The sequence below is a fragment of the Parasediminibacterium paludis genome, assembly GCF_042651445.1.
Lineage (GTDB): Bacteria > Bacteroidota > Bacteroidia > Chitinophagales > Chitinophagaceae > Parasediminibacterium > Parasediminibacterium paludis.
This window is the reverse complement of record NZ_JBHSDC010000028.1, coordinates 1-18908: the sequence shown is the minus strand read 5'-3', so window position 1 is coordinate 18908 and position 18908 is coordinate 1. Positions and strand designations below refer to the sequence as shown.

Genomic DNA, 18908 nt, shown 5'->3' with positions numbered 1-18908 from the left:
TTTTATTACAAACTACCAAAAATTTAATTTTAAACCTTTCTATAACGCAATACGCGCATCATTTGCAATACGACTGATAAAATAATGAGTGCAAAACCCCAATAAAACCCTGTACCAAGCTCTTTATTTTCATGATAAACTGCAAAAGCTAAGATAATACCATACACCGGTTCTAAGTTTAATGTGAGATTTTGTGTAAATGCTGATACTTTTTGCAAAGCCTGTAACGATAAATCCATTGCCCACAACGTACAAAACCAGCTCATAAGTACCAGCCAAAACCAATCTGACAAAGAAGGCGTGAGATGATTAGTAGGTAAGGCTTTCAAATAAAATGGCAATAATACGGTGATGGCCAAAAAACCACCACTTAATTCATACAGCATCATGGTTTTAGGCGCAATGGTAGCTACCACTTTTTTATTGACAATAGAAAATACCACACTAAAAATAGTAGCTAATATGCCTATGATAATACCTAATTTATAGTGTGGATCGAAATGAAAGATGAGATAAATGCCTGCTATCCCCACAAACCCTAGCAAAAACTCTCTAATATTAAATTTTTTCTTAGTTAAAAGGGGTTCTATCACTGCTGTGAATAAACCAGCGGAAGACAAACACACCAAAGCAATAGATACATTAGCAAATTTGATACTGCCATAAAAAAATACCCAATGCAATGCCACAATAGCACCTGCGCCAAATAATTGCCATATTTTACGGGCTGGCAATTTTTCTAATTTACCAGTATACCAAAGCATTACAAACAGTGTAATAACAGTAATAAAAATGCGATACCAAACTAATAATGGTGCATTGAGGGTAATTAATCTTCCAAGTACACCCGTGAAGCCCCAAAGAAATACAGCAAAATGAAGCTTGATAAGAGTAGAGCGCAAAAAATAATGATTTGAGATTAAAAAAATTATAATCTGAGATTTAAAAATCTCTTATTTACTTTCTGCTACAAAGTCGCCATTAAAGTTGGCTGTTATAACTTTCGCAGTTCCAGTGGTAGACGCTTTTACTCTACGTTTAAACCCACCAAACATGCTTTGCCATTGCAAACGGAGAACGCCAACCATACCTTCTTTCAAAATTTTAACGCTCATTTTACTAACGCCATTTTTTCTATCTTGAAAAGTGATGGGTACTTCGGTTATTATAAAGCCAAGTTTCCACGCAACAAATTTCATTGCAATTTGAAATGCATAACCAATAAAATTTATTTCATTAAGATTAATCGCTTCTAACACGTTTATGCTGTAGCAAATAAAGCCAGCAGTTGGATCTTTTATTGGCAGCCAAGTAAGTATTTTGGTATACAAAGCACCACCTCTTGAGTAAAAATGTCGATCAATTGGCCAATCTAATACGTGACCACCTTTTACATACCGGCTACCTACAGCCACATCAGCACCACCAATTTTGCAAGCCTCATACAAACGTTGCAAATCTGTGGGGTTGTGAGAGAAATCTGCATCCATTTCAAAAACGTACCGATAACCATTTTTAATCGCCCATTTAAAGCCATGTACATAAGCAGTGCCCAGCCCCAATTTACCAGAACGTTCTTCAATAAATAATTGGTTAGGATAGATTAGTTGCAAATTTTTAACTATTTGACCCGTGCCGTCGGGCGAACCATCGTCTATCACAAGTACATGAAAGTTTTGCTGTAGATTAAATACAGCATGAAGGATGTTTGCCACATTCTCCTTCTCATTATAAGTAGGTATTATAACCAGTTTTTCTAACACTACAAAGGGGTATTTGTTACTAAAATAGTGAAAAAAGTGACACTACAAGCTATTTTCGGTAAATAACAGGTATTTATTGCTTAGTTATCCCTTCTTTAACAAAGTTCTATTTAAAATTTCGGTGAATTTTTGTTTGGTGTTAATGGCAAAGTCACCTTTCATCATCCAATCGTAATATTGCGGTTCTTCTTTTAGCACTTGTGTTACGGGTTTGCCTTTATGCTTACCAAAATTGAAAACTTCTACTCCATTTACACGAATAAAACGACGGGCAAAATCTACAATATCATCTTCACCAGTAAATTTCACAATGCTTTCTACCGTATTACCAATGTTGGGATAACGTTCTACTTGTGCTTCTAAAACTTCCCAAGTAGCCGTAGCATCTGCTTCAGCACCATGCGCGCCCTCTAATACTTTATTGCAATAAAATTTATAGGCAGCACTTAAAGTACGCTGTTCCATTAAGTGAAACACTTTTTGCACGTCTACCAATTTTCTACCTTCAATATTAAAATCTATGCCCGCACGAGAAAATTCTTCTATTAATAGAGGCAAATCGAAGCGATTGCTATTGTAGCCGCCGAGGTCACAATTATCTAAAAATTGTTTGATTTCGTTGGCTACTGCTTTAAAAGTAGGTGCATCTTTTACCATATCATCAGTAATACCATGCACATCGCTTGCGCCCTGTGGTATTGGTATTAAAGGATTGATAATTTTGCGTTTTACTAACTTAGTACCGTCTGTTGCAATTTTTACAATGGCTATTTCTACAATTCTATCGTTACTAATATTGATGCCTGTGGTTTCTAAATCTATAAATGCAATCGGACGGGTTAATTGTAATTTCATGAACTTAATGGGTATTAAAATGCACTTTGCCTACTGCGAAAGTAAGCAACCACAGGTAGCATGATGAAAATAATTTTGCAAAAACTTATGTTTTTCTAGAGGCAACAACAAGCATCTTTACCTTATCTTTGAACTGACATATGTCTTTTTTCACCCTTCATAAATGTTTTTATGAGAAAACTAATCATAGTTATTGTATTGTTCGCATTTACTGGTGTTATTCTAGCATCTTGTGCTTCTAGCCGTGGTAAGGGCTGCCCTACTACCAATCCAAAATATTTTAGAGGTTAATTTTTGTAGAATTCTTATACATCAAAAGCATTTATGAATTGGATCGCACTTGACAACGAACAACAGCTTGAAACTATTGCTGAGAAATCTTTTACTACACCACAAGTTATTTTTAAACACAGCACTACTTGTAGCATCAGTAGCATGGTCTTAAACAGACTAGAACGTGCAGAGACTCCTGCTAATATTGATTTTTATTACCTCGACCTTTTAAAATTACGTCCTATTTCAGCAGCTATTGCAGAGAAATTCCAAGTACACCATGAGTCGCCACAAATATTGGTAATAAAGAATGGCGAATGCATATACGATGAAAGCCATTACGGTATATCGATGGACGAAATTGCAGCGCAAACTGCTAGCTAATTAACTGATTTACACACGAAATTTATTAACCGCAAATAATTGCAAGCGTAAAACAATGTGTATGTTTTACACGTTTGTATATTGCGGTTCAATATTGTTTTATCATTGCCAAAATAACTTCTGTTTTATGAACTTTAGAAACTACTCAGTTCCTTATCAGATTAATGAAAACTACAGCAAAAAAGCAGCGTACTTTTCAATGGAATTTGCTATCCACCAGCCACTAAAAATATACAGTGGTGGTCTAGGTTTTTTATCTGGTTCGCACTTGCGTAGTGCTTACGAATTGCGCCAAAACATGGTTGGCATTGGTATTTTATGGAAATATGGTTATTACGACCAAACTCGTAACCAAGACCAAACCTTGCAGCCCGCTTGGATGGAAAAAAACACTTCTTTTCTTCAGGATACAGATATTAAGTTTCAGATACTAATACACGACGCACCAGTTTGGGTAAAGGCTTATTACTTAGCGCCAGAAACCTTTAACACAGCACCTTTATTTTTATTGAGTACTGATATGCCTGAGAACGATTATGTGTCTCAAACCATTTGCCATCGCTTATACGATGCAAATGTGGCTACAAAAATTGCACAATTTATTCTACTAGGTATCGGTGGTGCAAAATTGATGGATGAAATAGGCTTTAATCCTGATGTATACCATTTGAACGAAGCACATGGCATCTCTTCTGCGTTTTACTTGCTAAATAAATTTAGAAGTGTAGAAAAATTAAAAGAACATTTAGTATTTACCACACACACGCCTGAAGAAGCTGGTAATGAAAAGCACGACCTTTACTTATGCCACAAAATGAGCTATTTCTGCGGCCTTAGTATTGATGAAGTGCGTAAATTAACTGGTACAGAAGACGACCAATTTAACCACTCGCTAACTGCCTTACGCTTTGCTCGCAAAGCCAACGGTGTTAGTGCTTTGCATGGAGTGGTATCGAGAGATATGTGGGGTAAATATCCTGGCATTTGTGATATTATTTCTATTACCAATGCACAAAACTGGAAATACTGGGCAGACAAACAATTGTATGGCTTTAAAGATAGCGGTAACGACTTTGGCTTTGACGACCGTAAGAAATACTTAAAAAAACGAGCTTTTGAAATTATTGCCGATCAAACAGGTAAAATATTTGACCCGAACGTGTTAACCATTGTATGGGCAAGACGCTTTGCAGGCTACAAACGTGCAGATATGTTGACTTACGACATGGAACGTTTTGAAAGACTACTTAGCAATATTAAACATCCTGTACAAATTATTTGGGCGGGCAAACCTTATCCATTCGACTATCCAGCTATTGGTACTTTCAATAATTTAGTACACATCAGTAAAAAATATAAAAACGTAGCTGTATTAATTGGTTACGAATTAGCTTTAAGTAAACGCCTAAAACAAGCGGCTGATATTTGGCTGAACAATCCTCGTGTACCGCGTGAAGCAAGTGGAACTAGTGGTATGACCGCTGCTATGAATGGTGCAGTTAACTTTAGCACCGATGATGGATGGATACCAGAATTTGTAGACCATGGCAACAATGGTTTTGTGGTGCCAAAAGCAGACTATGACAACATGCACACCCACGAGCAAGATGAATACGATTTAAATAAAACGTATGAGATTTTAGAAGATCAAATTTTGCCTTTGTATTACGATAATTACGATACTTGGAGACAAATTATGAAAAATGGTATGAGAGATGTGCGTTTCCAATTTGACAGTAATCGTATGGCGCATGAATATTATGAATTGATGTACAAATAAGTCCATAGTCGATAGACCATAGACGACAGATAGAACGACCGCCCAAAGCTTGATTGCTTTGGGCGGATTTGTTTTACTATTGTTTATCAAGGTAAAAACTTAAAAAAGTTCAACGAGGTTCGTTGAGCAAAATACCAAGGTGGAAAATGCTCGAACGAGGCTCGTTGGGCAAAATACCAACGAGAAAAATACCCAAACGGGGTTCGTTGGGCAAAATGTCAAGATGGAAAAAGCGCAAGCGAGGTTCGTTGGACTAAATGCCAACGAGAAAAATACCCCATTGAGGTTCGTTGGATAAGAACTTCAATAAAAAGCCCTCAATATTTTTGAGGGCTCTTTTGTTTATTATAAAAATTCTACAATCTTATTTCAAATCGTCACTTCCAAAACCAAGTGGTAACAATAAAGACGCTTTTGGTATAATAAATACCTTACCTTCTAGGCCACTTAATATTAAGCGCATGGGCTGTTTTACACGGGTTTCAAATTCGGCTAATGATTGTCTGCAAATACCACAAGGTGAAGCAGGTGTGTTGCTACTACCATTTTTATTATCATAAGTAATAGCTATGGTATCTATGGGCATATTTGGGTATAAAGTAGCTGCTACAGAAAGCAAAGTTCTTTCAGAACAAATACCTACGGGATAACTCGCATTTTCTTGGTTGGTACCACGCACCACTTCGCCATTAGCAAGCTTCGCAGCCGCCCCTACATGAAACTGCGAGTAAGGTGCATAAGCATCTTTCGTTACCTCTTTTGCTTGCAGAAGCAAAGCCGCATCAGCAGGCGTTAAATCATTTATAGAGCCGTAAACTTCGTATTCAAAACTAGATGTCATAACCCCAATGTGATAATCTTATAATTTGCTGATGTGATAATAGTCAGTGACTTACTGACCATTAAGTATTCACTTATTTAATAAATTTGAAAATACGGCTAAAACGTGGGCCATTTTCCCAGCTAAACCAAATGAATGATGCTTTACCTACCACATGTGTTTCTGGTACAAAGCCCCAATAGCGACTATCTTGGCTACGGTGGCGGTTATCGCCCATCATCCAATAATAATCATATTTAAACGTATACGTAGTGGTTTCTTTACCGTTAATGATGTATTTACCGTTTACTGTCTCAAACTTATTGCCTTCGTAGTTTTCTATGGCGCGTTTGTAAAGGTTGATATTGCTTGGATCTAAGGTGATAACCGTACCTTTTTTTGGTATTAAAAGAGGTCCAAAATTATCAGTTGTCCAATTGTGGAATGTATCATATGGATAAGTTGGTTGGTCTACTGGCATTCTTACAATACTTGTAACAAAAGGCAGTTTTTTCACTTTTTCAGCATCTTCAGCACGCATATTTAGCGAATAAGTAGAATCGCTGAGTTTAGAAAACTCTAAATTATCGTCATCTTTCAGCCAAAGGTTTAATTCATTTTTTAAATATTCTTCTGTAAAACCAGTACCATTTGTTTTTACAATATAATCTGTTTGTGCATCTTTAAACGGCTGGGATGGTTCGCCATTTACATACAATAAACCCTCTTTTATTTGTATTGTTTCGCCAGCAATCGCTACACAACGTTTAATATAATTGTCGGTTTTATCCATTGGGTGCACCAATATTTCGTGTTCTGCCAATAAAGCTTCACGATTGCCTTTATACACTTGGCGCAGCACATCATAATACGGTACAGCAGAACCATAACCAATTTCATTAATAATAGTATCGCCAGCAGGAAAGTTAAACACCACCACATCGTTGCGCTTAATAGGTGTGTAACCCGGCAAGCGGTCGTACTTTAATTGTATCCATTTCAAGTAAGAAGGTGCCGTTTGAGAAAACGGTAAAAAATTATGCACAAATGGAAAAGCCAATGGTGTTTGTGGTATACGTGGGCCATAAGCCACTTTATTTACAAACAAAAAATCATTAATGCGTAAGGTTTTTTCCATACTACCAGTAGGAATTACATAAGCCTCAAACACAAATGAGCGAATGATGGTGGCTGCTACAATGGCAAATACCCCTGCATCAATCCATTCTCTACTCACAGGCTTGTGATAATGTTTTAAAGGTTCTTTGCCATACCATTTTTCTTTATCAGAAAACCCTAAATAAGGGAAATAAATAAACGGTAGAAACACCGTAAGTGTGTGTGCAATAAGATTTACCTTTTTAAAGTGCATTACCCAAATAATGGTAATCCAAATAGTGATAAACTGCCCAGCAATTGGAATTAATTGCAACCAAAACCAAGTTTTCTTTATTTCACACTTTTCTACTATTAACCAAGTATTATAAAAAGGTACGAAAGCCTTCCAAGGTTCTAACCCTGCTTTTTTAAACATGCCATACATACCAACATGCCAACCAATTGTACCTACAATAAATAAAATTATGCCCATGAGTATTTTTTAAGTGTCACAAAAATAAAGGTATCCAACCCCAATAGTATGCATTTAATTTGTTAAGAAAAGTCTGCATTACACGAATAATGTCGAATTGCACGAATTGAATACGACTAAATACTATTTAAACCAATGTTATCAGCCCCTATTATCATAAACTAACACCAAACTTAACCCCCACTTGTGTTAAATCATCCACTACCGATTGCAATAAAGGAATACCTTCTGACATTCTGATTGCAGACATCTCACGTTCTGGGTCTCCAGGGATTAGTACCTTATCATAGCCTGGTGCAGGCTTTGCGTTTCTAAATCTACTAATCCAATTATCCATATGGCTTTTAAATTCATCGGCAGGCCTAAACGCATCTACACGCATGGCGCCAAAAAAATGCCCCAAACCTTGCCCTGGCTGATTCTCCGGCATAGCAATATAAGCAGGAAAAGGTGGCGCCCACGGGCCATAACTAGCACCGCTGAGCACTGCTGAAAAAATATCTACAATACTTCCCAATGCATAACCTTTATGACTACCATGTTCTCTATCGCTACCAAGCGGCAATAAAGCGCCTTGCTTTTTTAAAATATTTGCGTCATTGGTAGTGTTGCCATCTTTGTCTTGCACCCAACCGTCTGGCGTATCAGCATTTTTGCGTTGTAAAATTTCTAGCTTGCCGTTGGCAGCTGTTGTAGTTGCAAAGTCAGCCACAAAAGCTGGTTGTTCATTAGCGGGTATAGCAACAGCAATTGGATTGGTACCCAACATTTTTTCTATGCTAAACGTTGGCGCTACCAAAGCACTCGCATTGGTCATAGCCATACCAATTATATCATGTTGCAAGGCCATCATGGCATGATAGCCCGCAATACCAAAGTGGTTACTATTTTTCACACTTACCCAACCAGTACCTACATTTTTAGCTTTATCGATAGCCACTTGCATAGCGTATGGCGCCACTACTAAACCCAAGCCTGCATCGCCATCTATGACAGCGGTTGAGGGTGTTTCGTGTACAATGCGAATATTAGGTGTGGTATTAATACGCTTTGCTTCCCATAATCGTACATAACCACTCAAGCGGGCCACGCCATGGCTATCAATGCCTCTAATATCGGCAGATAATAACGCATTGGTAGCAGTTGCAGCATCAGTAATACTACAACCCATTTGTATAAAAACAGATTCGGTAAACTGATATAAATGTTGGAAAGAAAATATTTGATCCATTAATTGACTATTTTAGTAGAGCTATGCATTAGTTTATCAGTATAAACGCTTGCCCATGATGGTTAAACTTCTTTCTATATTATCCATCACTGCAATATTTTTTAAATTACCCCACTGCTCAAAACCTTGTGATGCAAACAACTTGAGACTTGGTGTATTGTGTGCAAAAATAAAGCCCACTAAGGTATGTACTTGATAATTAGCTGCGGTAGCCATAGCATGTTGCAATATTTTTTTGCCGTAGCCCTTACCGCGGTGCTTTTCATCTATGTAAATACTGATTTCGGCTGTACCATTGTAAGCAGGCCTACCGTAAAAGTCTTGCAAACTCATCCAACCAATTAAAGTGGTATCATCATGCACCATTAGCAGCGGTCTTGTATTACGATTATGTTCATGAAACCATGCTAGTTTGCTTTCTACACTTACAGGCGCTGTATCTGCCGTGACCATTCTACTAGCAATGGTACTATTATAAATTGCTACAATATTTGGTAAGTCTTCCTTCCCTGCATCAGAAAATTGTAAAGCCATACTTTCTAAATTGTTGTTCTGGTATTACTTGCAAAATAAAAATGGTCACTTTTCAGCAACCATTTTAGTATCAAATATAATTGGCAAATAAAGTATAAAAAATGTCATTCAAATATCGCAAATGTTCATACAACATTAAAATCAGTAAACATCCAAGATATCGATAGAAACCTAAAATTAGAATGGTAAATCATCCAAAGGTTCTGTTAGTTCAGCAGCCGATGGTGCAGCAGGGCGATTAAAATTTTGCTGTGGTTGTGGCTGGTATACCTGTTGTGGTGGTGCTTGTTGGTAACTTTGTTGTGGCGCAGCTTGCTGATAATTATTATTGTAATTACCGCCACTAGTATCGCCTTCAGCTCTACCACCTAGTAACTGAATATTTAATACACGCAACGTTAACGTAGCGCCATTTCTACCGTCGTTAGTTGTATAAGTTCTTATATCTGGGCTACCTTCTGCATATACTTGTGTACCTTTTTTTAAATAAGGCGCTATCGCTACTCTATCCGTCCAATAAGCACAATCTACCCAAATCGTTTTATCTTTTTGGTTGCCTTGTGCATCTCTCAATTTTTCTGTGTGTGCAATAGAAAAGTTAATTACGGATTTGCCGTTGGCATTGTTTACCACAGCGTCTTTTCCCAAATGGCCAATAACGTTAAGTTTAATCATAACTAATAAATTTATGTTTGTGCATTAAATAAGGAGAATAAAAATAAGAAAAAAATAATAATCTTTTAATTTAGCACTAAGCATTTACCCACATTTTTAATTTTTGTGGTACCAGCTGCATCTTTTCAATTAAGCTTCGTTGCGTCGCACACTGCATCGGTTAAATACTATATTCAGCTTAAATCGTATGATATTCATCAATAGTAACTCATATTTATACATAAATATAAATATATTATATTTGCTTTGCAAAAATCATGTAGCTCATTTCTACCGATTCTGTCTAACGCTTTATCTATCTATGTTAGTGAACACCTTCTCAAGCTTTTATCTTTAAATCCTGAAAACAAACCTAATTGACACATGAAAAAAATCAGCTTATTGGTAGTGCTCATTACAACACTATTATTCCAGTTTTGTAGTCATACTAAAAAACTACAAGAACCGCCACCTGAGATAGTAAAACTTACTTATGAAACAGATATTAAACCCATTATTGCTACTAAATGTGCACCTTGCCATATACCACCACAGGGTAGAAAAGAAACCTATATTACCTATGCAGCCGTAACCAAAGACATTGACGATATTATTCGTAGAATAAAACTTAACCCAGGCGAAAGAGGTTTTATGCCGCAGCGTAATCCCAAACTATCAGATTCTACTATTCAAGTATTTGATAAATGGAAAGCCGACGGCTTGCTAGAGAAATAATTACATAATGTTAAATAATAATTACAAACCCATTTGTTGTAATATCAAATGGGTTTGTTGTTTACTAGAAAACCTACGCTACGATAAAAGCTAAATAGCGAACAGAACGTACATACCGATAGCTATCGGTAGTGTGCAACCGAAGTATTATAGCACTACAAAAGCTGGCTACCATAAAAAATATGATAAACGGTTTAAGGTTCTAATATCACTTTAGTTATCTTACAACCATCATTCATTAACCAAAAAGAAGGAGACCACACTTTGAGACGTAAAGACTTCTTACAACTATCTGCAATGGGCTTAGGCGCTGTAATGCTGCCTAGTACCAACTTGCTAGGCAACCCTATTGACGTTGCCGAATTACTTGCCCCGGGCATAGATGCTGCTGCTAAAAAAGTGTTGGCCGATGTGGCTTTGAACACTGCTAAAAGTAAAGGCGCATCTTATGCCGATATTAGAATTGGTCGCTACTTAAGCCAGGCTATTGCAACCAGAGAAAACCGTGTACAAAACGTATCCAATGCCGAATCTTTTGGGGTTGGTATTCGTGTTTTGGCCAATGGAAGCTGGGGTTTTGCTGCTACCAACGATGTTACTAAGGAAGGCGTTTCTAAAACTGCTGAACGAGCTGTAGCTGTGGCAAAAGCGAATGCAAAAATTATGAACGAGCCGGTACAACTAGCACCACAAAAGGGTTACGGCGAAGTAAGTTGGAAAACGCCTATTGAAAAAAATGCGTTTGAAGTGCCTATTAAAGAGAAAATTGACTTGCTGTTAAATGTAAATGGCATAGCCATGAAGGGTGGTGCAAGCTTTGTAAACTCTAGCATTTTTGCCATTAACGAACAGAAATATTTTGCATCTACCGATGGTAGTTATATTGACCAAGATATTCATCGCTTGTTTCCTAGCTTTAATATTACCAAAATAGATAGAGCGCAGGGCAAGTTTGAAACAATAAAATCGTTGAGTTCGCCAGTAGGTATGGGCTACGAATATTTAACAGCAGGCGCAGCAGATAAAGTAGGTGGCATTATTACACGCTACAAAAACCGCTACGATATTATTCAAGATGTAACTGAATCGACGGCTGCAGTTAATCAAAAAATAAATGCTAAATCTGTAGAACCGGGTAAATATGATTTAATTTTAGATCCATCGCATTTATGGTTAACCATTCACGAATCGGTAGCGCATCCAACAGAACTAGACCGTGTATTGGGCTATGAAGCTAACTATGCAGGTACTAGTTTTTTAACCATGGACAAATTGAAAAGTGGCAACTTTAAATTTGGTAGCGATAAGGTAAACATTGTTGCTGACAAATTGCAAAAAGGTAGTCTTGGCGCAGTGGGCTACGATGATGAAGGTGTAGGTACTAAACAATGGGATATTATAAAGAATGGTGTATTGGTAAATTTTCAAGCGATAAGAGACCAAGCACACATTTTAGGCTTAAAAGAAAGCCAAGGTTGTTGCTATGCGCAGAGCTGGAATGATGTGCAGTTTCAACGTATGCCAAACGTATCATTAATGCCGGGCAAAGACAAACTTAGCGTAGACGATATGATTAAAAATGTAGAGAAAGGTATATACATTATTAATGATGGGTCGTTTTCTATTGACCAACAACGTTATAATTTTCAATTTGGTGGACAGTTGTTTTACGAAATTAAAAATGGCAAAATTGTAGGCATGTTAAAAGATGTGGCTTATCAAGCTAACACAAGAGAATTTTGGAATTCTTGCAGTGCGGTTGCTGACGAAAGCGACTATCGCTTAGGTGGCGCATTTAACGATGGTAAAGGGCAGCCTGCACAATCTAATGCTGTATCGCATGGGAGCGCTACCACACGGTTTGATGGCGTAAATGTGATCAATACAGCTAGAAAAATCGGGTAATCAATCCATTAATTAACATCATTTAATCATATATAAATGGCAATTTTAAATAAAGAAGAAGCAAAAAAACTGCTAGAAAAAGTACTGAAGTACTCTAAAGCAGATGAATGCGAAGTGACATTAAACGGTAGCGAAGGCGGTAATATTCGCTATGCGCGTAATGCTGCTTCTACATCAGGCGATATTAGTACCATGACGCTTTCTGTCAATTCTATTTTTGGCAAAAAATCTGGTACAGCTAACATCAACGAGTTTGACGATGCAGCGTTAGAAAGAGTGGTAAGACGCGCAGAAGAATTAGCGCAACTAGCACCCGAAAATCCTGAAAGAATGCCTCTGCTAGGGCCTACTACTTTTAAAGATGGGATTGGCTACGATGAAAAAACAGCTGCCGCCACACCTGCCACTAGGGCAGAATTAGTAGCAAAAAGTATCGCTGTAGCAAAAGAAGCCAAACTGGAAGCAGCAGGTTTTTTAGAAAATACAACTTCATTCACAGCCGTATTAAACTCAAAAGGTTTATATGCTTATGATAAAAATACAGATGTTACTTTCTCTGTAACCACCCGCAATGCAGAAGGCACAGGCTCTGGCTACGCTGCTAGAGGTTTTAATGATATTAGCAAGCTCGATACATTTACAGCGACTAAAATTGCTGCGCAAAAAGCCAATGGTTCGGCTACAGCAAAAGCAATTGAACCAGGTAAATACACAGTGATTCTTGAGCCAGTAGCCGCTACTTATATGCTAGAAAACATGTTTAGAGGCTTTGACGCAAGAACTGCAGATGAAGGTAGAAGCTTTATGAGCAAACCGGGAGGTGGTAACCGATTGGGCGAGCAATTAATGGATGAAAAAGTAACCATCTACTCAGATCCGTTTAATACCGAACTACCTGGAAGTACATGGAGTCGTGAAGGTCAGCCTTTGGAAAGAATCAACTGGATTGAAAAAGGGATTGTAAAAAACTTAAGTTATTCAAGATATTGGGCAGAGAAAAAAGGTGTACAACCAATACCGTTTCCTAGTAATATTATTATGCAAGGTGGCGATGGTGGTACCGTAGAAGACATGATTAAAAGTACAGAAAGAGGTATTTTGGTGTCACGTCTTTGGTACATACGCCTAGTAGATGCGCAAACATTATTGCTCACTGGCCTTACCCGAGACGGAACCTTTTACATAGAAAATGGAAAAATTAAACATCCAGTAAAAAACTTCCGCTTTAACGAAAGCCCAGTCATTATGTTGAATAATGTGGAAGCTTTAGGTAAAGCTGAAAGAAGTATCAGTGTTGAATCGTATCGTAGCTATTTAATCCCACCAATGAAGATTAAAGACTTTACGTTCAGCTCTTTATCAGACGCTGTTTAGGTTTAAAGAATAGTTGCTTACAAAAATGGTCCTCGTGTCTACGAGGACTTTTTTATACCACCAATAAACTACAACCACGTATATCACTGTTATCCAACCGCCCCCAAACTTCAAAACTGCCATCTTCATGCACTACACCTACATCTTCTGTAGCTATAAAACTACAACTATAAATATTAGCCAAATCTATCACATTTAAAACACCTTTACCCCTCGTTTTTATATTCAGCGGATCTTCTTCATCACGTACCAAAACCTTCATCCAAGGTGGGCAGATAAATCTACCATCACCTTTACTATAAGCTTGGCTTAATAGCTCAGTCATGCCATATTCTGAATGTACTTTACTTACCCCTAAACCATTAGTAATAATGGCATGCACTTCTTCTCTTGTTAATTCTTTCCTTCTACCTTTCATACCACCAGTTTCCATTACTACAGTATGCTGCAATGGCATAGCATAATTTTCGGCAAAATCAAGCAGGGCAAACGTTACACCAATCAGTAGGGTCTTTTGTTGTTTTGCTTCTAAATGCTGTAAAGTGTTTGTGAGCTTATCAAATTCATTTAGGTAAAACCCACTGTCAGTATGGTTGCTTAATTTAATCAAAGCATCTACCATCATTACCAACGAAGAATTATTACGCTCTAAATAAGAAGGCAATAATCCTATTATACACCATTCATTAATATTGCCATAAAATAACTCGAAAGCTTTAATAAAACTTTGCTCGTATATGGTTATATCTTTTACCAAATGCTTGCTATTAATCGTTTGCGTAGTACCGCTACTTTCAAAAATTTGTTGCGGCTCAAACAACGTTGTAGTAATTGTATGGCTCTTAAAAAATGAAATGGGAAGAAAAGGTGGTCGCCTGTCAACCGTTGACTGTTGACCTTTCAACAAATCGCACCATTTAGCATAAACTTTGTTATGTTGGTATTGAAATTGAAACACTTCAGTAGCCAAGCTATCAAAGGCATTATTGGTAAGTGAAAAAATATTGTTAATGATGTTTGCTTGCACAATGAACTGTTGAAATAATATAACTAAATTTGAAATCTATATTAGAGATTTATGAAGGCAAAAATATTGATACTGTTGTTAATTACGCTAGTTATTAATGCTTGCAGCAAAGAGGCAAATGGTGGTAAGCCACAATTAAGCTTTAGCAGTGTAACAGCCACGACCATTTCTCTTAACAGTATTGTTACTTTTAATCTTGTTTTAAAAGATGCCGTAACAAGTACTACTAACGATACCCTGTTTGTAGCTAGAAAATTTTATACTTGTCCATATATTACTAAAGACACGAGTTTTGCCATTATACCTACCTATAATGGTGTTAAAAATCAAAAAGCAAATATCGAGTACACTTTCCAATATGGAAGTGGTGGCTATTACAATGGCTGCATAAATAGTGTGGGCAATGCATTACGCACCGATTCTTTAAACTATTATTTCTGGGTAAAAGATGCCCTTGGAAATACGAGTGATACAGTAGCATCTCCTAAAATTATTCTATTAAATAGATAATGCCAAATGACAGCAAGCTTATAAAAGCAATTTTCTTTGGCAACTATTTTTATGGTTTATGCGCCGTTACATTGTCTATTGAAGCGGCTTTGCAGCAATTTGTGTCACTAAATACATATGTATATTATATAGCTGTCTTCGTAGCAACAACACTGTATTATACATACGCGTATATTTCTATCAATGTTGCAAATCCTCGTAATACACGGGCAATGTGGTATTTATATCACAAGGCTGCTATGCAATGGTCTCAAATTATTTTAACGATTGTATTTGCCCTTTGCTCAGTAACATTGTTAATTACAATTTGGCCCCATATACCCAATATGTCTATCAAAGAGTGGGTGATTATCTTCGCTGTGCCCATTATAGCTGCCCTATATTATGGCATTAATTTACCCATACTTACTACAAAAAATTTAAGACAGTTAGGTTGGCTAAAACCATTCGTTATTGGTTTTGTATGGGCTTCAATGGTTACGGTATACCCAGTTATTTATAATAATATTGTTCACAATACGGCTTACAACATCACATTACTAAGTTTACTATTATTTATTAAAAATTTTATGTTTGTGACGGTACTATGTATTATGTTCGATATAAAAGATTATGCCGCAGATCATAACCAGCAGCTTAAAACTTTTGTGGTACGTGTAGGCTTAAGGAAAACCATTTTTTACATTATCATTCCATTGAGTATCATCGGATTATCTACCTTTATACTGTTCGCAACATCAAGGCAGTTTCCCTTGTTACGTATTCTTATCAATACCATACCATTTGTATTACTCATTATAGTAGCGTATTCTTTGCATCGTCGCAAAAGTATTCTCTACTATTTAGCAATTATAGATGGGTTATTGTTGGTAAAATCTATTTGTGGCATTACAGCAATGTTGTATTTCTAATATGCGCATAATTTGTATCGTCCACGTTCATTCGCGCAATTTATTTAATTCGTGTAATTCGTCTAATTGTTCTTAATTCGTGTATTAAAATAAATATTATGGCAAAAGCTAAAAAAGAAGTAGAAAAAAAGAAAGAGAAGACCAAAAAAATTGTTACAGAAACCTCATTGGCATTTTTTAAAAACTATATTAACACACCATCACCCGTGGGTTTTGAAAGCGGTGGGCAAAAACTTTGGGTAGATTATGTAAAGCCCTTCGTTGATGAATACTTTGTAGATCCCTATGGTACAGCAGTAGGTATAATTAACCCAAAAGCAGCTTTTAAAGTCGTAATAGAGGCTCATTGCGACGAAATCAGTTGGTTTGTAAATTATATCACTGCCGAGGGCTTAATTTATTTAAAACGCAATGGCGGTGTGGATCATCAGATAGCACCAGCTATGCGTGTGTTTATTCATGGCAAAAAAGGCCCTGTAAAAGCCGTATTTGGATGGCCCGCCATTCACACACGCTATAGCAATCCAGAAGCAAAAGAACCAGTTGCAAAAGTTGAGAATCTTTGCCTTGATTGCGGTGCTAGAAGTAAGCAGGAAGTAGAAGCTTTAGGAATTCATATAGGTGCTGTTGTTACTTATCAAGATGGGTTCGATGAACTAGCAAACGGTTATTATATTGGCCGTGCGATGGACAACAGGGTTGGTGGTTTTATGATTGCAGAAGTAGCTCGTTTACTAAAAGAAAACAACAAAAAATTACCCTATGGTTTGTATGTGGTAAATGCAGTGCAAGAAGAAATCGGCCTTCGTGGCGCAGAAATGATTGCACGCAGATTAAAACCAAATATTGCCATTATTACCGATGTGACACATGATACACAAACACCAATGATCAGTAAAATCATAGAAGGTGATGTAGCTTGTGGCAAAGGCCCTTCACCATGTTATGGCCCAGCGGTACACAATAAGTTATTACAATTTGTACAAGATGTAGCCGAGAAAAAAGAAATTCCTTTACAAATGCGCACTGTTAGTCGCAGTACAGGTACAGATACCGATAGTTTTGCATATGCTAATGATGGCTGTCCTAGTGTATTAATATCTATCCCTTTGCGCTATATGCACACCACTGTAGAAATGCTTCACAAAGATGATATCGAAAGTACGATACAACTCATGTACGAAACCTTATTGGCATTAACACCTGCGACCAATTTGAGTTATTTATAATTAGTGCATAGAATTTATGTAGACCAGCTGCAAAACAAGCATTAAGCTGCTATTGACAGTTTTGATTTAAATTATATATAGGTACAAGGTTACTACTACTAATTAAATAGTGTCACGGCTAAATAAAACCTGCAAATGATAAAAGATCGCCAGTTGGCGATCTTTTATCATTTGAAATTTAAAAATTCAGTTTAAAACTTAACAGAAAAACCAACTTTAAATAAGAGTGTATTATAATTGATAGTAGGTGTAGTTGCAGATTGATAACTAGTGTAAGCAGCGCCAACTTCAATTAAATGAATAATTTTAACACCTGCACCTACCTCGTATAAAAACTTCGAACCACTTGTATTGCCTTTACTATAACTTTCAATAGCCGTACCAATTTGCCCATTTACAAATAGCTTCCCTACTAAATAACGTCTAAAACCAACTTTAATCGGTATCACATTCAAATCGCCATATGTCGTTGTAGTCGTAGCAGCTAGATAATTTATATAGCCAGCACTACCAATTATCATTGTTTTACCAATACCAAGGCCTCCACCAATTTCAAAACCAAAGCCGTTAGCGAAATCTTTTGTAAAATCTGTACCTTGTGGCGAAACAACTGTAAAATTGCCAAATACCAAGGCTTTAGGTGCCTGTGCATTTACATAATTAGCACTACCAATTACTAACAAAAAAACAAGTAAACATAAATTTTGTATCTTACGCATAATCTAAGGTGATAAATATTTTTCAAAGAAAACAATAATAATCGTAACTGCACGAGTATTTACAGTAATAAAATGTTATAGTTCTATGCTCTCAATGAAAACACAATATGCTTTTAAAGCATTGATGTATTTAGCCCAAAAAGATGCCAACGGCCCAGTATTAATTGCTGAAATAGCTGATAAAAAAAATATACCTCTAAAGTTTTTAGAAAACATCTTATTAGAACTTAAAAAAGCGGGTGTTTTAGACAGCAAAAAAGGAAAAGGTGGTGGCTATTTCTTTAATGAGAACCCATCAAAAATAAAATTAGCGCGTGTAATGCGTCTTATAGATGGGCCAATTGCACTTTTGCCTTGCGTTAGTATAAATTTTTACCAGCAATGTAAAAACTGTGACGAAAAAACATGTGGTTTAAGCGAAGTAATGAAAGAAGTAAGAGATGCAACCTTAAGTATACTAGAAAATAAAACAGTCGCTGATATTTCTTTAATAATAAAATAGGCATATTTATATCATAAACTCATACCTATCTTATTGCATTACTACTTATTGGTGCATTTTGTGTTGGTGTAGTGTGGTGTAGTGATGAAGGGCGTGGGAGGAGGTGTGTTA

Annotated in this window: 19 protein-coding genes; 9 read left to right on the top strand and 10 right to left on the bottom strand. The window is 36.7% G+C overall.

Annotated elements, in window-relative coordinates; translation table 11 throughout:
* Positions 1-29: 29 nt before the first annotated feature.
* From ACFOW1_RS13700 to ACFOW1_RS13690, 3 genes are all read right to left on the bottom strand, one after another.
* Positions 30-902: a DMT family transporter gene (locus tag ACFOW1_RS13700; RefSeq protein ID WP_379015015.1), complete on the bottom strand. Its 873-nt coding sequence runs from the start codon at positions 900-902 to the stop codon at positions 30-32.
* Between the two features lie 51 nt (positions 903-953).
* The gene (locus ACFOW1_RS13695) at positions 954-1763 is read right to left on the bottom strand and encodes a polyprenol monophosphomannose synthase (protein WP_379015014.1); all 810 of its coding nucleotides are present in this window, start codon (positions 1761-1763) and stop codon (positions 954-956) included.
* Positions 1764-1847: 84 nt separating this feature from the next.
* Positions 1848-2618: an exonuclease domain-containing protein gene (locus ACFOW1_RS13690; protein ID WP_379015013.1), complete on the bottom strand. Its 771-nt coding sequence runs from the start codon at positions 2616-2618 to the stop codon at positions 1848-1850.
* Between the two features lie 324 nt (positions 2619-2942).
* Here ACFOW1_RS13690 and ytxJ point away from each other — a divergent pair, with 324 nt between their 5' ends.
* Both ytxJ and glgP read left to right on the top strand, forming a co-directional pair.
* Complete coding sequence (ytxJ, locus tag ACFOW1_RS13685) at positions 2943-3275, top strand: bacillithiol system redox-active protein YtxJ (RefSeq protein ID WP_379015012.1); 333 nt, start codon at positions 2943-2945, stop codon at positions 3273-3275.
* A gap of 127 nt (positions 3276-3402) precedes the next feature.
* On the top strand, positions 3403-5055 hold the full coding sequence (gene glgP / locus ACFOW1_RS13680) for an alpha-glucan family phosphorylase (protein ID WP_379015010.1): 1653 nt from the start codon (positions 3403-3405) through the stop codon (positions 5053-5055).
* 364 nt (positions 5056-5419) lie between these two features.
* Here glgP and ACFOW1_RS13675 read toward each other — a convergent pair whose 3' ends face one another.
* From ACFOW1_RS13675 to ACFOW1_RS13655, 5 genes are all read right to left on the bottom strand, one after another.
* Positions 5420-5896 carry a cytidine deaminase gene (locus tag ACFOW1_RS13675; protein WP_379015008.1) on the bottom strand — a complete coding sequence of 159 codons (477 nt, stop codon included), beginning with the start codon at positions 5894-5896 and terminating at the stop codon, positions 5420-5422.
* Positions 5897-5969: 73 nt separating this feature from the next.
* A complete protein-coding gene (lepB, locus tag ACFOW1_RS13670; RefSeq protein ID WP_379015006.1) occupies positions 5970-7466 on the bottom strand; it encodes a signal peptidase I in 1497 nt (498 codons plus the stop codon).
* Between the two features lie 154 nt (positions 7467-7620).
* Positions 7621-8697 carry an Ldh family oxidoreductase gene (locus ACFOW1_RS13665; RefSeq protein ID WP_379015005.1) on the bottom strand — a complete coding sequence of 359 codons (1077 nt, stop codon included), beginning with the start codon at positions 8695-8697 and terminating at the stop codon, positions 7621-7623.
* A 36-nt stretch (positions 8698-8733) separates the two neighbouring features.
* Positions 8734-9231, bottom strand: a complete 498-nt coding sequence (locus ACFOW1_RS13660) for a GNAT family N-acetyltransferase (protein ID WP_379015003.1) — start codon at positions 9229-9231, stop codon at positions 8734-8736.
* A gap of 177 nt (positions 9232-9408) precedes the next feature.
* A complete protein-coding gene (locus ACFOW1_RS13655; RefSeq protein ID WP_379015001.1) occupies positions 9409-9906 on the bottom strand; it encodes a single-stranded DNA-binding protein in 498 nt (165 codons plus the stop codon).
* Between the two features lie 363 nt (positions 9907-10269).
* Here ACFOW1_RS13655 and ACFOW1_RS13650 point away from each other — a divergent pair, with 363 nt between their 5' ends.
* From ACFOW1_RS13650 to ACFOW1_RS13640, 3 genes are all read left to right on the top strand, one after another.
* Positions 10270-10620, top strand: a complete 351-nt coding sequence (locus tag ACFOW1_RS13650) for a hypothetical protein (RefSeq protein WP_379015000.1) — start codon at positions 10270-10272, stop codon at positions 10618-10620.
* A 264-nt stretch (positions 10621-10884) separates the two neighbouring features.
* Positions 10885-12525, top strand: a complete 1641-nt coding sequence (locus ACFOW1_RS13645; protein WP_379014998.1) for a TldD/PmbA family protein — start codon at positions 10885-10887, stop codon at positions 12523-12525.
* A gap of 36 nt (positions 12526-12561) precedes the next feature.
* Complete coding sequence (locus ACFOW1_RS13640) at positions 12562-13899, top strand: TldD/PmbA family protein (protein ID WP_379014997.1); 1338 nt, start codon at positions 12562-12564, stop codon at positions 13897-13899.
* Positions 13900-13951: 52 nt separating this feature from the next.
* Here the strand turns inward: ACFOW1_RS13640 and ACFOW1_RS13635 are convergent, their stop codons facing one another.
* A complete protein-coding gene (locus tag ACFOW1_RS13635; protein WP_379014996.1) occupies positions 13952-14926 on the bottom strand; it encodes a LuxE/PaaK family acyltransferase in 975 nt (324 codons plus the stop codon).
* A 51-nt stretch (positions 14927-14977) separates the two neighbouring features.
* Between ACFOW1_RS13635 and ACFOW1_RS13630 the strand changes: the two genes are divergently transcribed.
* The 3 genes from ACFOW1_RS13630 to ACFOW1_RS13620 all read left to right on the top strand — a co-directional run bounded on the left by ACFOW1_RS13630 (position 14978) and on the right by ACFOW1_RS13620 (position 17576).
* Entirely contained in the window at positions 14978-15436 is a 459-nt protein-coding gene (locus ACFOW1_RS13630; RefSeq protein ID WP_379014994.1) for a hypothetical protein, read from the top strand.
* Positions 15437-15762: 326 nt separating this feature from the next.
* Complete coding sequence (locus ACFOW1_RS13625) at positions 15763-16347, top strand: hypothetical protein (protein ID WP_379014993.1); 585 nt, start codon at positions 15763-15765, stop codon at positions 16345-16347.
* A 98-nt stretch (positions 16348-16445) separates the two neighbouring features.
* The gene (locus tag ACFOW1_RS13620; RefSeq protein WP_379014992.1) at positions 16446-17576 is read left to right on the top strand and encodes a M42 family metallopeptidase; all 1131 of its coding nucleotides are present in this window, start codon (positions 16446-16448) and stop codon (positions 17574-17576) included.
* Positions 17577-17767: 191 nt separating this feature from the next.
* On the opposite strand, the gene ACFOW1_RS13615 is transcribed toward ACFOW1_RS13620, so the two are convergent.
* Positions 17768-18295, bottom strand: a complete 528-nt coding sequence (locus ACFOW1_RS13615) for an outer membrane beta-barrel protein (protein WP_379014991.1) — start codon at positions 18293-18295, stop codon at positions 17768-17770.
* Positions 18296-18389: 94 nt separating this feature from the next.
* On the opposite strand from ACFOW1_RS13615, the gene ACFOW1_RS13610 reads away from it, so the two are divergent.
* Positions 18390-18797 carry an RrF2 family transcriptional regulator gene (locus ACFOW1_RS13610; RefSeq protein WP_379014989.1) on the top strand — a complete coding sequence of 136 codons (408 nt, stop codon included), beginning with the start codon at positions 18390-18392 and terminating at the stop codon, positions 18795-18797.
* Positions 18798-18908: the final 111 nt, after the last annotated feature.

Excerpts from the sequence above, each read along its gene's own strand:
- ACFOW1_RS13690 (WP_379015013.1), bottom strand. The coding sequence starts at position 2,618 with ATGAAATTACAATTAACCCGTCCGATTGCATTTATAGATTTAGAAACC.
- ytxJ (WP_379015012.1), top strand. The coding sequence starts at position 2,943 with ATGAATTGGATCGCACTTGACAACGAACAACAGCTTGAAACTATTGCT.
- glgP (WP_379015010.1), top strand. The coding sequence starts at position 3,403 with ATGAACTTTAGAAACTACTCAGTTCCTTATCAGATTAATGAAAACTAC.
- ACFOW1_RS13675 (WP_379015008.1), bottom strand. The coding sequence starts at position 5,896 with ATGACATCTAGTTTTGAATACGAAGTTTACGGCTCTATAAATGATTTA.
- lepB (WP_379015006.1), bottom strand. The coding sequence starts at position 7,466 with ATGGGCATAATTTTATTTATTGTAGGTACAATTGGTTGGCATGTTGGT.
- ACFOW1_RS13665 (WP_379015005.1), bottom strand. The coding sequence starts at position 8,697 with ATGGATCAAATATTTTCTTTCCAACATTTATATCAGTTTACCGAATCT.
- ACFOW1_RS13660 (WP_379015003.1), bottom strand. The coding sequence starts at position 9,231 with ATGGCTTTACAATTTTCTGATGCAGGGAAGGAAGACTTACCAAATATT.
- ACFOW1_RS13655 (WP_379015001.1), bottom strand. The coding sequence starts at position 9,906 with ATGATTAAACTTAACGTTATTGGCCATTTGGGAAAAGACGCTGTGGTA.
- ACFOW1_RS13650 (WP_379015000.1), top strand. The coding sequence starts at position 10,270 with ATGAAAAAAATCAGCTTATTGGTAGTGCTCATTACAACACTATTATTC.
- ACFOW1_RS13640 (WP_379014997.1), top strand. The coding sequence starts at position 12,562 with ATGGCAATTTTAAATAAAGAAGAAGCAAAAAAACTGCTAGAAAAAGTA.
- ACFOW1_RS13630 (WP_379014994.1), top strand. The coding sequence starts at position 14,978 with ATGAAGGCAAAAATATTGATACTGTTGTTAATTACGCTAGTTATTAAT.
- ACFOW1_RS13625 (WP_379014993.1), top strand. The coding sequence starts at position 15,763 with ATGTCTATCAAAGAGTGGGTGATTATCTTCGCTGTGCCCATTATAGCT.
- ACFOW1_RS13620 (WP_379014992.1), top strand. The coding sequence starts at position 16,446 with ATGGCAAAAGCTAAAAAAGAAGTAGAAAAAAAGAAAGAGAAGACCAAA.
- ACFOW1_RS13615 (WP_379014991.1), bottom strand. The coding sequence starts at position 18,295 with ATGCGTAAGATACAAAATTTATGTTTACTTGTTTTTTTGTTAGTAATT.
- ACFOW1_RS13610 (WP_379014989.1), top strand. The coding sequence starts at position 18,390 with ATGAAAACACAATATGCTTTTAAAGCATTGATGTATTTAGCCCAAAAA.